This is a genomic window from Methyloversatilis sp. XJ19-13 (genome assembly GCF_024580155.1).
Lineage (GTDB): Bacteria > Pseudomonadota > Gammaproteobacteria > Burkholderiales > Rhodocyclaceae > Methyloversatilis.
The window spans coordinates 14,306-28,578 of sequence record NZ_JANINH010000010.1; the positions used below are offsets into that span (position 1 = coordinate 14,306).

At 64.8% G+C, this 14,273-nt stretch carries 11 protein-coding genes; 6 read left to right on the top strand and 5 right to left on the bottom strand.

Translation table 11 applies throughout. From position 1 onward, the window contains the following. Nucleotide 1 precedes the first annotated feature (1 nt). The 3 genes from NMQ14_RS13370 to NMQ14_RS13380 form a co-directional block, all read right to left on the bottom strand. On the bottom strand, nt 2–532 hold the full coding sequence (locus NMQ14_RS13370) for a PEP-CTERM sorting domain-containing protein (RefSeq protein WP_257096913.1): 531 nt from the start codon (nt 530–532) through the stop codon (nt 2–4). Nucleotides 533–759: 227 nt separating this feature from the next. Then, the gene (locus NMQ14_RS13375; protein WP_257096915.1) at nt 760–972 is read right to left on the bottom strand and encodes an RNA-binding S4 domain-containing protein; all 213 of its coding nucleotides are present in this window, start codon (nt 970–972) and stop codon (nt 760–762) included. Between the two features lie 9 nt (nt 973–981). After that, entirely contained in the window at nt 982–2,139 is a 1,158-nt protein-coding gene (locus NMQ14_RS13380; protein WP_257096917.1) for a methionine aminotransferase, read from the bottom strand. 63 nt (nt 2,140–2,202) lie between these two features. Between NMQ14_RS13380 and mtnA the strand changes: the two genes are divergently transcribed. The 4 genes from mtnA (at nt 2,203) to NMQ14_RS13400 (ending at nt 7,432) form a co-directional block, all read left to right on the top strand. Beyond that, nucleotides 2,203–3,282 carry an S-methyl-5-thioribose-1-phosphate isomerase gene (mtnA, locus tag NMQ14_RS13385; RefSeq protein WP_257096919.1) on the top strand — a complete coding sequence of 360 codons (1,080 nt, stop codon included), beginning with the start codon at nt 2,203–2,205 and terminating at the stop codon, nt 3,280–3,282. A gap of 156 nt (nt 3,283–3,438) precedes the next feature. After that, complete coding sequence (locus tag NMQ14_RS13390; RefSeq protein WP_257096921.1) at nt 3,439–4,068, top strand: class II aldolase/adducin family protein; 630 nt, start codon at nt 3,439–3,441, stop codon at nt 4,066–4,068. A gap of 115 nt (nt 4,069–4,183) precedes the next feature. Then, on the top strand, nt 4,184–6,799 hold the full coding sequence (locus NMQ14_RS13395; RefSeq protein ID WP_257096923.1) for a response regulator: 2,616 nt from the start codon (nt 4,184–4,186) through the stop codon (nt 6,797–6,799). 48 nt (nt 6,800–6,847) lie between these two features. Beyond that, on the top strand, nt 6,848–7,432 hold the full coding sequence (locus NMQ14_RS13400; RefSeq protein WP_257096925.1) for a rhodanese-like domain-containing protein: 585 nt from the start codon (nt 6,848–6,850) through the stop codon (nt 7,430–7,432). Here NMQ14_RS13400 and NMQ14_RS13405 read toward each other — a convergent pair whose 3' ends face one another. Both NMQ14_RS13405 and NMQ14_RS13410 read right to left on the bottom strand, forming a co-directional pair. Then, on the bottom strand, nt 7,433–7,957 hold the full coding sequence (locus NMQ14_RS13405) for a cytochrome b (RefSeq protein ID WP_257096927.1): 525 nt from the start codon (nt 7,955–7,957) through the stop codon (nt 7,433–7,435). A 141-nt stretch (nt 7,958–8,098) separates the two neighbouring features. Continuing rightward, a complete protein-coding gene (locus NMQ14_RS13410) occupies nt 8,099–9,976 on the bottom strand; it encodes a potassium transporter Kup (RefSeq protein WP_257096930.1) in 1,878 nt (625 codons plus the stop codon). A gap of 137 nt (nt 9,977–10,113) precedes the next feature. Between NMQ14_RS13410 and NMQ14_RS13415 the strand changes: the two genes are divergently transcribed. Together NMQ14_RS13415 and mfd are read left to right on the top strand one after the other, a co-directional pair. Beyond that, the gene (locus NMQ14_RS13415) at nt 10,114–10,467 is read left to right on the top strand and encodes a nucleotide pyrophosphohydrolase (RefSeq protein WP_257096932.1); all 354 of its coding nucleotides are present in this window, start codon (nt 10,114–10,116) and stop codon (nt 10,465–10,467) included. A gap of 130 nt (nt 10,468–10,597) precedes the next feature. Next, on the top strand, nt 10,598–14,035 hold the full coding sequence (mfd, locus tag NMQ14_RS13420; RefSeq protein ID WP_257096934.1) for a transcription-repair coupling factor: 3,438 nt from the start codon (nt 10,598–10,600) through the stop codon (nt 14,033–14,035). Nucleotides 14,036–14,273: the final 238 nt, after the last annotated feature.

Consider the following 14,273-nt stretch of genomic DNA (forward strand, 5'->3'; position numbering starts at 1 on the left):
TTCAGGCGCGCGGGGAGCGACGCGCTGCGGCCATCCCGATCAGGCCCAGGCCGACGAGCATCAGCGAAAGGGCGTCGGGCTCGGGCACTCCGGTCACGAATGCCGCACTCAGAAAGGTGCCTTGACTGACCGGCTGATCGATCCAGGCGAACTCCGCGAACGTCGGACCGACCGTCACCGTGACGTTGCTCAATGTCGTGGTGAGCACAACCTTGGTCAGCACGACGGACGGACCGAAATCGAGACCGGACAATTTCAGGGTCAGCTTTTCCCGCACTTCCCCGCAACTGTGGATGCCGCAGAAGTTGCCCGGCGAACTCAGCGAAAAGCCTGCATCGGTGTAGTCGAACGGCAACACGCCCCGGACCAGACTGCCTTCCACGCCAGCGCCGACGACAGCGGAAAACCGACCGTAATCAGCCGTTTCGGCGTGCAGCGCAGTGGTGACGATATCGCCGTTGAGGCCGGCTACCGCAGGAAAGGACAGCGCGACGCCGAGCGACGTCAGGCCGATCAGGGTGGAAAGTTTCATCGAGTACCTCACATTGCGATCCGCAGGACAGCAGCGGCAATTCAGAAGGCAGAAACATCTGTCTGAATGGATGCAAGCAGAGATCGCGCCAATAGCGAAAAAAATAACAAAGTCGCGTCAAATCAGCGATCTTCCGGACACTGCCCTTCAGCCTTTCGGGCCAACGTCACCCGGTCCGGTGCAAATGTAAAAAGCGTCGACACAATCCAGGTGCAACCCACCGCCCTTCACCGGACGGCAATGCACACACCGTCACACACGACCTTCTGGCCGCTGCGGATCTTGGCGGTCTTGCGGGTTTCGGTCTTCCCGTCCACCTGCACATCGCCCCGGGTCACCCGCACCTTCCCTTCGCCACCACTGCTGGCCAGGCCGGCAAGCTTGAGCAGGTCGCACAGCGCGACATAGTCGCCGGTCAATGTGAAATCAACGGTTTGCATGTAAATCCTTCAGTAGGCACGCAGACGCTTGACCGCCTGCGCAATGACAGCTTCAGTCTTGGCGAAACAGAAGCGGATCAGCCGCGCATCGTGGCCGTCGTGGTGGAAGGCCGACACCGGAATCGCTGCCACACCGGCCTCGCGCATCAGACGGCGCACGAAGGACTGATCCGGTTCATCGCTGATGGCGCGATACGACGCCAGCTGGAAATAGGTGCCCGCGCAGCCGGGCAGCTCGAAGCGCGAGCCGGCCAGACCGGCCCGGAAGGCGTCGCGCTTGGCCTGGTAGAAACGGCCCAGTTCAAGATAGCGCGCTGGCTCGGCCATGTAGTCGGCCAGCCCGAGCTGGCAGGGTGTATTCACTGCGAACACGTTGAACTGGTGCACGCGGCGGAATTCTGCGCTCAGCAAGGGGGGCGCGCATACGAAACCGACCTTCCAGCCAGTTACGTGAAAGGTCTTGCCGAAACTCGACACCAGCACGGTACGCGCCGCCAGTTCCGGCAAGCGCGCGGCACTCGCGTGCTCGCGGTCATCGAACACGATGTGCTCGTACACCTCGTCGGAAATCACCACGATGTTACGGCCGTCGCACAGTCGGGCAAGCGCGCGCTGATCGTCCATCGTCCACGCGGCCCCCGTTGGATTGTGCGGCGTATTGGTGATAATGAGCCGGGTGCGCGGCGTGATGCAGTGCGCCACCACATCCCAGTCGGGCAGGAAATGCGGCGACTCGAGGCGTACGAAAACCGGCGTGGCGCCGGCCAGCCGGATGCCCGGCAGATAGCTGTCGAATGCCGGCTCGAACACGATGACCTCGTCGCCCGGCCCGGCGAAAGCCATGATCGCTGTGTAGACCGCCTGGGTTGCACCGGCGGTGATCGTGATTTCTTCTTCGGCGTCGTAGTCGGCGCCATACACCGCGCGCATCTTCTGCGCCACTGCCTCACGCAGCGCCGCCTGGCCGGTCATCGGCGAATACTGGTTGCGGCCGGCCCGCATGTGCGACGCCACGGCATCGAACAGTGGCGGATCGGCACTGAAGTCCGGAAAACCCTGTGCAAGGTTGATCGCGCCGCACACCTGCGCCTCGCGGGAAATGACGGTGAATATCGTCGTGCCGACGTCGGGCAGTTTCGACGTCAGATGGCCGGGAAAGTCCTGCATGGCGGATGGCTGTATCGCGAATCGACGGATTATGCTTCAAGCCCCTGCCCATCCCGATCCGACATGAACGACACACCCAGCCCGCTGCGCCTCGACGGCGACCGCCTCTGCATTCTCGACCAGACGCTGCTGCCCTTTGCCCGGCAGGAAGTGGGCCTTGAAACCGCTGCACAGGCGGCCCACGCCATCGCGACGATGCAGGTCCGCGGCGCACCGCTGATCGGTGCCATCGGTGCCTTCGGTCTGGCGCTTGCGCTGCGTGAAGCGGCCGACGATGCCGCGCTCGACGAGGCGGTCCGCGCCCTCGGGGCAACCCGCCCGACCGCGGTCAATCTTGAGTGGGCGCTGCATCGCGTCGCCACGCATGTGCGGCCGCTGCCAGCGGCCGCACGCGCCGCTGCGGCCTGGTGCGAGGCGCTCGCAATCTGCGACGAAGACCGTGCCGCCAACCGGCGCATCGGCGAACTCACGCTCGAACTGCTGCAGACCATCACGCCGCGGGCCGGCCGGCTGAACCTGATGACCCACTGTAACGCGGGCTGGCTGGCCACGACAGGCTGGGGCACGGCGCTGGCCGGCATCTATCTCGCTCACACGGCCGGCATCACCCTGCACGTCTGGGTTTCGGAAACCCGGCCGCGCAACCAGGGCCTGCTGACCGCCTGGGAACTGGCCGGCGCCGGTGTGCCGCATACCGTCATCGCCGACAACGCTGCAGGCCAGCTGATGCGTGAGGGGCAAGTCGACGCAGTCATCATCGGCGCCGACCGCATCGCCGCCAATGGCGACGTTGCCAACAAGGTCGGCAGCTATCTGAAGGCGCTGGCGGCACGCGACAGCGGGCTGCCGTTCTGGGTTGCGGCGCCGTGGTCGACAGTGGATGCAGGATGTGTCGACGGCGCATCGATACCGATAGAAGCGCGCGACGGCGACGAACTGCGCGTGGTGCGCGGGGCAGCCGGGTGCGTCCGCCAGCTCGAGCCGGACAGTCGGGTCGCCAATCCGGCATTCGACATCACGCCGGCCCACCTCGTGACGGCACTCATCACCGAACGCGGCATCGTTGATCCGGCTCGGGGAATGCCTGAGGGAGTGCATTTCGCAAACACTTCCGAGCAGAATGATCCACAGAACCTCAAGTGAATTCTAGGAGCGTGAAACCCATGACAACAAAGCCTCTCCGCGATGTTGCATCGCGAAACACCTGATCCATCGTCAATTTTTAATGTAAACCCGCTTGTAATCTGGGCTCCGGTCAGGATAATCCACTGTTAATCCACAATACAGGGGCACACCCTGATGAACGAGGTCAGCGGCAGCGATGTGCTTGAAGCAGCGCGCCGGTTGGAAGTTTGCGGACTTAACCGCGGTGCGGCTGGCAACGTCAGCGCGCGCCGCGGTCCCGCATTCCTGATCACCCCGAGCGGGCTCGAACCTGCCGAATGCACCATTGACGACATGGTGGAAGTCTTCGGTGATGGCCGCAGCAGCGGCACCCGCAAGCCTTCTTCGGAATGGCGCATCCACCGGGACATCTACGCCGCCCGCGCCGACGCCGACGCCATCGTGCATGCGCACTCGCCATTCGCCACGGCATTGGCCTGCATCGGCGAATACATTCCGCCCTTTCACTACATGATCGCCCGCTTCGGGGGCAGCACCGTGCGCTGCGCGCGCTATGCGACCTTCGGCGAGCAGGCCTTGTCCGACGCGGTACTCGATGCCCTGCCCGGCCGCTGCGCCTGCCTGATGGCCAACCACGGCATGCTGGTTTTTGGACGCAGCCTTCGTCACGCGGTCGCGCTGGCCGTGGAACTCGAAACGCTGTGCGAACAGTACTGGCGCGCGCTGCAGGTCGGCACGCCGAAGCTGCTCGACGACGACGAGATGGAGCGGGTGCTCGGCAAGTTCGCGGGTTACGGCCAATGAGCATGATGCGCGAGCGGCCCGCACATGCTCAAGAATGGGGCTCGGCAGCCGTGAACCCTGTCAGCCTCCGGCGTTGCAATCCGGCGGCGATTCGCCACTGATGCCGAATCCGTCCATGCCCACCAGCCTTCTATCACACGGCACCACGCCGCGCAGCGAGAACACCGAACGCCAGGTCGAGGCAGAACTGGTTGCGCTCGCCTACCGGCTGACACCGTTCACGCTGGTGATGGCGATCGTGCTGGCCGGCCTGATCTGGGGCGTGCTGCACAAGGTTGTCGACGTCAATGCACTGACCACCTGGCTGGTCGCCATGGTGCTGATCAATGTCGGTCGTTTCGGGCTGATCATGGCCTGGCGCCATGTCGCACCGGGCGTCAATGAGACGCTGATCTGGAAGTGGCTGTTCATGCTGGGCGTGTTCGTCGCCGGTTGTGGCTGGGGGGCGCTCGGCGTCGCCCTGATGCCGCCGCCCGGGCACCCCTACGAAATGGTGGTGCCGCTCTGTCTCGTGGCGGTAGCGGCCGTCGGACTGTTTTCGCTGACCGGCATGTGGAAGGCCTATGTGCTGATGGCACTGCCCACCTTGCTGCCGACCGCCTTCTTCTACCTGATGTCGCCCGAGCCGGAACGCGAAGTACTGGGAGGCTTCATCCTGCTGTTTCTGCTGATCGCTGTCGTCAACGCCAAGCGCTTCCAGAAGAACACGGCCGAATTCATCCGCCTGCGGCTGCATCACGCGCATGTGGCGAAGGAGAACGAAGAAGCCAAGGAAGCCGCCGAGCAGGCCAATCAGGCAAAGAGCCAGTTCCTTGCCAACATGAGTCACGAAATCCGCACGCCGATGAACGGCGTGCTGGGCATGGCGCAGCTGCTGCTGCGCAGCGAACTGAATGGCGAACAGCGGCGCTATCTTGAAACGCTCTATCGCTCGGGCGAAAACCTGCTCGACCTGCTGAACGACATTCTCGATCTGTCGAAGATCGAAGCCGGTCGCTTCGATCTGGTGCGCAGCGAGTTCGACCCGCGTCGCACGCTGCGCGAAGTGACCGAACTGCTCGGCGCGCAGGCACGCGAAAAGGGCCTGACGCTGGCGCTCGACGTCGATGATGCGGTGCCTGGCCGGGTCGAGGGAGATCCGGGACGGCTGCGCCAGATCGCGGTCAACCTGATCGGAAACGCCATCAAATTCACCGATCACGGCGGCGTGTTCGTTACGCTGCGTGTTCACTCGATGGACGATGACCTGATGCTGCAGCATCGCCCGACAACGGGTGCGGTACGCATGGTGATGGCGGTACGCGACACCGGCATCGGCATCACCGAACCCGACCAGGCGCGCATCTTCGATGCCTTCGCGCAGGCCGACAACACTGCATCGCGCCGCTTCGGTGGCACCGGGCTGGGTCTGGCCATCTCACGGCAACTGGCCGAAATGCTCGGCGGCGCCGTCACCTTGCGCAGCGCGTCAGGTATCGGCTCGACCTTCACACTGTCGTTGCCCTGCAAGGTCGTGAGCACCGGCATGGAAGAGGCACAGCACAGTCTGTCCCTGCCCAACTTGCCCCGCCTTTCAGGCACCGTGCTGCTGGTGGAAGACAGTACGGTCAATGCCGAAGTCGCTTCCAACATGCTCGAAGCCTTCGGCTTGCGCTGGACGCTGGCGCGCGACGGCCGGCAGGCACTGCAGGAGCTCGAGCACGCACGCTTCGACCTCGTGCTGATGGATTGCCAGATGCCGGGCATGGATGGTTTCGAAGCATGCGAACGCATCCGGGACCGCGAGCGTCTGGTCGGCCTGCCCGCCACACCGCTGATTGCGCTGACCGCGGGCGCCAATGACGGCGACCGTGAGAACTGCATTGCCGCCGGCATGGACGACTATCTCGCCAAGCCTTTCCGCGAAGACGACCTGTACGCGATCGTGCGCAAGTGGCTGCCCGACAACGCCGTGTCCGGTACCGGCACGATTTCGGTCGACGCGATCAGCCAGCACGATCGGGCCCGCTTCGCCGCGCTGTACGAAAAGGAATCGCAGCGCAATGTGGTGGCGATGCAGGAAGCCCTGCGCGGCCACGACGACCACACGCTGCGCCGTGCCGCGCACACGCTGAAATCGCTCGCGGTACATGCCCAGGCCTTCGATCTGCACGACACGATGCGCAGGCTCGAGGCAGCGGCCGTCGAGAAGGACTGGGCACTGGCGACCGCGCTGGTACCGATCGCCAGTCGCATGCAGCTCGAATCGGTGCGTCGCGTCGCCGAATGCAGCGCCGATGGTGACTCGGGCGGCGGATCGCTGCCCGGTGCGGTGGACATCCTGGTCGTCGATGACGATGAAGCGGAGCGTTTCCTGATGCGCCGATCGCTGGAGAACGCCGGCTGCACCGACGTGCGCGAAGCGGAAAGCGGTGAGGAAGCGCTGCTGATGGTTGGTCAGCAGTGCCCGCACGTGGTGCTGCTCGACGGCCTGATGCAGGGCATGGATGGCATCGCGACGTGCCGGGCATTGCGTGAGCACTATGCTCCGGAGCGATTGATCATCGTCATGCTGTCCGGCATCGAAGATCCCAACTGGCAGCGTGCCGCGCTTGAGGCAGGTGCCAGCTGCTTCGTCGCCAAGTCTGTGTCGCGCGATGCACTGATGGACGCGCTCGCCACCAAGCTGGCCGAACTCGACCGCCCGCTGCGCAGTCGTACGCGTGGCAGGCCGCGCCTCAGCGTTGCCTGACCGACACGTCGCGGCGCATGCGCGGCGCCGACATTCCGGGAGCGCGCGATGAACAAGTCACTGATCACCCTTCTGTATTGCCTGTGCGGCAGCGCGTGGGCAATCGATGTATCCGATGTGCCGGCCGAAAAGCGCACCACACTCGATCGCTATCTGACGGCCGTGGAAGCACACCGTATGGTCAGCGAACGTGCGGCGAACGTCCTGTTCCTCGATGTGCGCACACAGGCCGAGGTGAGCTATGTCGGCACGCCGGCAGGCATGGACGCCAACATTCCCTTCATGCTGGTCGATTTCGATCACTTCGACAGAAAATCGCGCAGCTTCACGCTGCACAAGAATCCCGCCTTCGTCGGCGCGGTCGAGGAGCGCCTCAAGGCCAAGGGCCTCGACAAGGCGGCGGACGTTGTATTGATCTGCCGCTCCGGCGATCGCACCACACGCGCCGTCAATACGCTGGCAGCCGCCGGATTCACCCGCGTCTGGACGGTGATTGACGGATTCGAGGGCGATACCGCATCGGTGGGTGCCGATCGCGGCAAACGAACCGTGAATGGCTGGAAGAATGCCGGCCTGCCGTGGTCCTATGTGCTGGACAGCTCGCAGGTGTGGCTGCCCGCGGGCGCGCAGTGATCAGCGACCGGGCAGCATGCGCGACAGCAGACCATCGCGATCGATGAAGTGGTGCTTGATCGCTGCCAGGATGTGCCCGATCACGACCGCCATGAAGAAGTAGTTCACGAAGCGGTGCACGAGCAACAACGTGTCACCCAGCGCCTCGTTCTTGTCCAGCAGATCCGGCAGCGGCAGCACGCCGAACCACACGGTCTGGAAGCCCTTGGCCGAACTCATCAGCCAGCCTGACAGTGGCGCCGCAATCATCAATACGTAGAGCAGATGATGTCCGGCGGCGGCGGCCCTGGCCTGCCAAGCAGGCGTGCCGAGCGGCAGCGCGGGCGGCGTGTGCGTGACGCGCCAGCCCAGACGCAGCAGTACAAGCAGGAACAGCGTGACGCCGGCCCACTTGTGGTACGAGTACAGCTTGAGCTTGGTCGGCGACAGCGGCAGTTCGGTCATGTACAGGCCGAGCCCGAACATGCCGAACAGCATCAGTGCAATCAGCCAGTGCAGGGACATCGCGGTGCGGGTGTAGCGCATGGTTTTCCTTTTTGGGGGTGCCGTCGCAGGCTTTGCCGACCCGGGGTTCGATGGCCGGGCGCCGGCTCCGGTCTGTCATTGTCGCAGCCCGGCAGTTCCCTTACGACACAGGCACGCGCACAACCCGACGCCATGCACGCTTCAGAGGCTGATCTGCGTACCCAGTTCGACCACCCGGTTCGGCGGCAGATGGAAGTAATTGGCCGGGCCCTCCGACTGTCTCAGCATCCAGCCGAACAGCGCACGGCGCCATGCCGACAGATCACCCACGCCTTCGACGACGGTCGAACGCGCGACGAAATAGGTCGTATCCATCGCTTCGAGTTCCAGTAGTTCGGGCGGCAGTGCCTCCAGCGCTTCGGGAACATCCGGCTCCTCGCGGAAGCCGTAGCGCACCTCGATCGCCCAGGTGTTGTCGGCCAGCCGCTGCACGTTCATCCGTTCTGCCGCCACCACACGGGGCACTTCCTCGATCCGCACGTGCAGGAACAGCACGGACTCATGCAAAACCTTGAAATGCTTGAGATTATGGAACAACGCACTCGGCACGGTTTCCGGATCGGACGTCAGATAGATCGCAGTACCCGGCACGCGCGGCACCTCGGGAATCGGGCTGGACAGAAAGTCCTCCATCGGAATGTTGATGCGCCTGCGCTCGCGCGCCAGCAGCTCGCTGCCGCGCTTCCAGGTGGTCAACATGGTGAACAGCGCCGCACCGAGCAACATCGGCAGCCATCCGCCATCGAGGAACTTGGTCAGGTTGGACGCGAAGAACAGCAGTTCGATGACGAAGAACACGCCCAGCACGGCAAGCAGCGCTACCTTCAGGCGACGGTGTGACATGGTGGTGATGAAGATCATCAGCAGCGTCGTGATGATCATGTCACCCGACACGGCGATGCCGTAGGCCGCCGCCAGATCGCTGGAGGTGTCGAATTCGAGCACGAGCACGACGACGCCGATCAGCATCAGCCAGTTCACGGCCGGAATGTAGATCTGCCCGCGCTCGGTGTCCGAGGTGTGCAGCTGGCGCAAGCGCGGCAGATAACCCAGCCGCGAGGCCTGTGCGGTGATCGAGAAGGCGCCGGAAATCACCGCCTGCGACGCGATGACGGTCGCCATCGTGGCCAGCAGCACGAGCGGCAGGCGCAGAGCCTCGGGTGCCAGATTGAAGAAGGGATTGCTGACTGTTTCGGACGCCCGTAACACCAGTGCGCCCTGACCGAAGTAATTGATCAGCAGCGCCGGCGACACGATGAAATACCAGGCCAGCCGCACCGGTCGCTTGCCGAAATGCCCCATGTCGGCGTACAGCGCCTCGCCGCCGGTCAGCGCGAGAAACACGGCGCCGAGCAGCAGGAAAGCCTGCGCCGGTTTGTCGATCGCGAACACGATGGCGTACGTCGGATCGAGTGCGCGCAAAACGTCGGGCGTCTGCACGATGCTGTTGATTCCGAGCAAGGCAAGCACCGCGAACCACACGATGGTGATCGGACCGAAAAAACGTCCGACCAGCGCAGTGCCCTTCCGCTGAACCGAAAACAGCACGATGATGATGAGAATGGTGATTGGTTCGATCCAGTGCTCCAGCGTCGGCGCCACGACGGACAGCCCCTCGACCGCAGACAGCACGGAAATGGCCGGCGTGATGACGGCGTCGCCGTAGAACATCGCTGCCGCGAACACGCCGGCGGCGGTCACCGCCGCCACCCGCCGACGCACCCCGGCACGGGCCGCCCGCTGCGCCAGCGACGCCAGGGCGAGCGCACCGCCTTCGCCGTCGTTATCGAAGCGAAGCACGATGAACACGTACTTGAACGAAATGATCAGCGTGACGGACCAGAACAGCGCCGACAGCGCAGCAAGCACGTTGGCTTCCGACAGCGGAAGCCCGTGATTGCCGGTGAAGGCTTCCTTGAAGGCATACAGCGGACTGGTGCCGATGTCGCCGAAAACCACGCCCAGTGCCGCCAGCATCAGCGGGCCGAGCGCCTTCGCATCGGCTGTGTGTCGAGTCATTTCTGCATCGTGGAATGACAGGCCGCCGATATTGCGCCGCAACATATGCAAGATCAAGCGGTCCTGTCCGTCCCGCGTCACATTTGCAACAATCCCCCCCGACTTCCCATGTCGAACTCACCATCGCCCCGCACACCATGGATGACACCGCCGACCTGCTTTCACTGCGCAACCTGATCCGCGAATTTGTCACCGAGCGCGACTGGGCGCAGTTCCATACCCCGAAGAATCTCGCGATGGCGATGAGCATCGAAGCCGCCGAAGTGATGGAACACTTCCAGTGGCTGGTCACCGGCCATGAACTGCCTGACGCCAAAAAGCGGGCGGTCGGCCATGAACTGGCCGACACGCTGGTCTATCTGGTCCGGCTGGCGGACACGCTGGATATCGACCTGCCCGCCGCCATCGCCGAAAAGATGCAGATCAACCGGGACAAATACCCCGCCGAGCGGGTGCGCGGCGACGCGCGCAAATACGACGAGTACGAGTGAGGCGGCCGGCTGCCGTTTCCGCGATAATCCCCCCTTCGTCACGCCCTTCATCACGCCCTTCGCCGCCAGGCGTCCTCAAGCTTTTTCTCGGTGCGCGAACCTTGGCGTACCGCAGTGTTCCCAGCTGCCCATGACTACATCGCCCTCCCTGCTGAAAGCCCTGTCACGCCCGCGCCCGGCCAGCCGCATCGATTGGCCGCCGCTGCCCGGTGGCGCCCAGGCGCTGGCGCTGGCCGGCCTTGCGAAAGACGCCGGTGCGCCGCTGGTCGTCGTCGCTGCACGTCCAATGGACGCACAGCGCCTGGCCGACGAACTGCGCTGGTTCGCGCCGACGCTGCGCAGCTTCCAGCTGCCGGACTGGGAAACCCTGCCCTACGACCAGTTCTCGCCGCACAACGACCTGGTATCCGAGCGACTGGAAACGCTGTACGCGCTGATGCGCGGCGAACTGGACGTGCTGGTCGTGCCGGCCTCGACCGCGCTGTACCGGCTGGCACCGCGCGAATACCTCGCCGCCCACACCTTTTTCGTCAAGCAGGGCGAAAAGCTCGACGTCGAGCGCCTGCGCCTGCAGCTCACCGTGGCGGGCTATGGCCCGGTGACCCAGGTGGTGGCGCCGGGCGAATACAGCGTGCGCGGCGGTCTGGTCGACCTTTATCCGATGGGTGCCGCCCTGCCCTACCGCATCGACCTGTTCGATGACGAAGTGGAAAGCATCCGCACGTTCGACGTGGACACCCAGCGCACCGTGTTCCCGACCAAGGAAATCCGCCTGCTGCCGGCGCGCGAATTCCCGATGGACGACAAGGCGCGCACGGCCTTCCGTTCGCGTTTCCGCGAAGCGTTCGAGGGCGACCCGTCGAAGTCGGTCATCTACAAGGATGTGTCCAACGGCGTACCGACTGCCGGCATCGAGTACTACATCCCGCTGTTCTTCGAACACACCGATACGCTGTTCGACTATCTCCCGGCCAACGCGCTGGTGGCGCTCGACGCCGAGGTGAATGACGCGATCGGCGACTTCTGGCGCGACACGAAGAGCCGCTTCGACCTGATGAAGGGCGAACGTGCACGGCCCATCCTGCCGCCGACCGAACTGTTCCTGTCGGAAGAGCAGTTCCACGTGTCGCTGGCCAATCGCGCCATCGTGCGTCTCGGGCGCGGCGCACCGGACACGTCGGCGGGTGCGTCGCCCTTGCCGGAACTGGGCATCGAGCGCAAGGCGGCCGACCCGCTGCACCGGCTGCGCACGCAGGTCGCGGCACAGCGCGTCGTGGTGATCGCCGAATCGGCCGGGCGGCGCGAAACGCTGATCGACTACTTCGCCGAATACGGGCTGGCCAGTGCGCCGGTCGATGGCTTCGACGCCGCCATCGCCGCAGACGCCGCCCTGACGGTTGCCATCGGTCCGCTGGTCGAGGGCTTTGCGCTGTCATCACCCGCGATCGCGCTGGTGACCGAAACCGAGCTCTACCCGACGCAGGCGCGTTCGCGCGGCAAGCGCGACGGCCGCAAGGTCACCGCCGAGAATTTCCTGCGCGACCTGACCGAGCTGAAGATCGGCGATCCGGTGGTGCATCTGCAGCACGGCATCGGGCGCTACATCGGCCTCACCCACATGGACCTGGGCGAAGGCGAAACCGAATTCCTGCACCTGGAGTACGCCGACGGCGACAAGCTGTACGTGCCGGTGTCGCAGCTGCACCAGATCAGCCGCTACAGCGGCGCGCCGGGCGACCAGGTGCATCTGCACAAGCTCGGTTCCGGCCAGTGGGACAAAGCGAAGAAGCGCGCCGCCGCCCAGGTGCGCGACACCGCCGCCGAACTGCTGGCGCTGTACGCCCAGCGTTCGGCGCGCAAGGGCCATACCTTCGGTTTCAAGCAGCACGACATGGACGCCTTCGCGGAAGGTTTCGGCTTCGAGGAAACGCCGGACCAGATGGGCGCGATCAACGCGGTGGTCGGCGACATGACGTCCGGCCGGCCGATGGACCGCCTGGTGTGCGGCGACGTCGGCTTCGGCAAGACCGAAGTCGCGCTGCGCGCCGCCTTCGTCGCGGTGGCCGACGGCAAGCAGGTGGCCGTGCTGGCACCCACCACGCTGCTCGCCGAACAGCACTACCAGACCTTCAGCGACCGCTTCGCCCAGGTGGCGCACGAATGGCCGGCGCGCATCGCCGAAATCTCGCGCTTCAAGAGCGCGAAGGAACAGACGCAGGCGCTGAAGGAAGCCGCCGAAGGCAAGATCGACGTGCTGATCGGCACACACCGCCTGCTGCAGAAGGACGTGAGCTTCGCCCGTCTCGGCTTGGTCATCATCGACGAGGAACACCGCTTCGGCGTGCGCCAGAAGGAGGCGCTGAAGTCGCTGCGCGCCGAGGTCGACGTGCTGACGCTGACGGCGACGCCGATCCCGCGCACGCTGGCCATGTCGCTCGAAGGCATCCGCGACTTCTCGGTCATCGCGACCGCGCCGCAGAAGCGGCTGGCCATCAAGACCTTCGTCAGCCCGTGGTCGCGCGGCCTGATCCGCGAAGCCGTGCTGCGCGAATTCAAGCGCGGCGGCCAGGTGTATTTCCTGCACAACGAGGTCGACACCATCGAAGAGATGGGCACCCGTCTTGCCGACCTGCTGCCCGAGGCGCGCATCGTCATCGGCCACGGCCAGTTGCCCGAGCGCGAGCTGGAACGGGTGATGCGCGAATTCACGCAGCGCCGGCACAACCTGCTGCTGTGCACGACCATCATCGAAACCGGCATCGACAACCCGAATGCCAACACCATCATCATCAACCGCGCCGACCGCTTCGGTCTGGCCCAGCTGCACCAGTTGCGCGGCCGGGTCGGCCGCAGCCACCACCAGGCCTATGCCTACCTGCTGACCGACGCGCACGCCAAGCCGACCGAACAGGGTCGCCGCCGGCTGGAAGCCATCACGATGATGGAAGAGCTGGGATCGGGTTTCTATCTCGCGATGCACGACCTGGAAATCCGCGGCGCAGGCGAGGTGCTGGGCGAATCGCAGTCCGGCGAAATGCAGGAAATCGGTTTCAACCTGTACACCGACATGCTCAAGAGCGCGGTGAAGTCGCTGCAGAAGGGCGAAGACGCCGACCTCACGCAACCGCTGGACATCGTGTCGGAAATCAATCTGCACACGCCGGCGCTGCTGCCGACCGCCTACTGCCCGGACGTGCACGAGCGTCTGACGCTGTACAAGCGCCTCGCAAACTGCGAAACCGTCGACGAGGTGTCGGCGCTGCGCGAAGAACTTGTCGACCGCTTCGGCCAGATGCCCGACCAGACACGCGCCCTGCTCGAAACGCACCGGCTGCGCATCGCCGCCAAACCGCTCGGCATCACCAAGATCGACGCGCACGACACGCAGATCCTCGTCACCTTCGTGCCCAACCCGCCGATCGAGCCGATCCGCATCATCCAGCTCGTGCAGAAGGACCGGAACTTCAAGCTGGCCGGTCAGGACCGGCTGTCGTGGAAGCGCTCGAGCGTCGATCTCGATGCACGCGTGGCCGGCGTGCGCGAGTTGATGAAGAAGCTGTCGGGCTGAGGCGATCGTTCAGGCGTTTCGACTGATTCACCCGATCGCACAGCCGCCGCGGCCTTGCGGGTGGGGAGCGCCAACGGCGATGCCCAACGAGCCCCCGTCGATCTTGCACCCGCTCCGGCCGAAGGATGACGTTGGGCATCGCCTGCGGCTCACCCCAACCTACGACGCGCGGATTCACCCGACTGCGCGAGGGCCGCGGACGACGTTGGGCATCGCCTGCGGCTCACCCCAACCTACG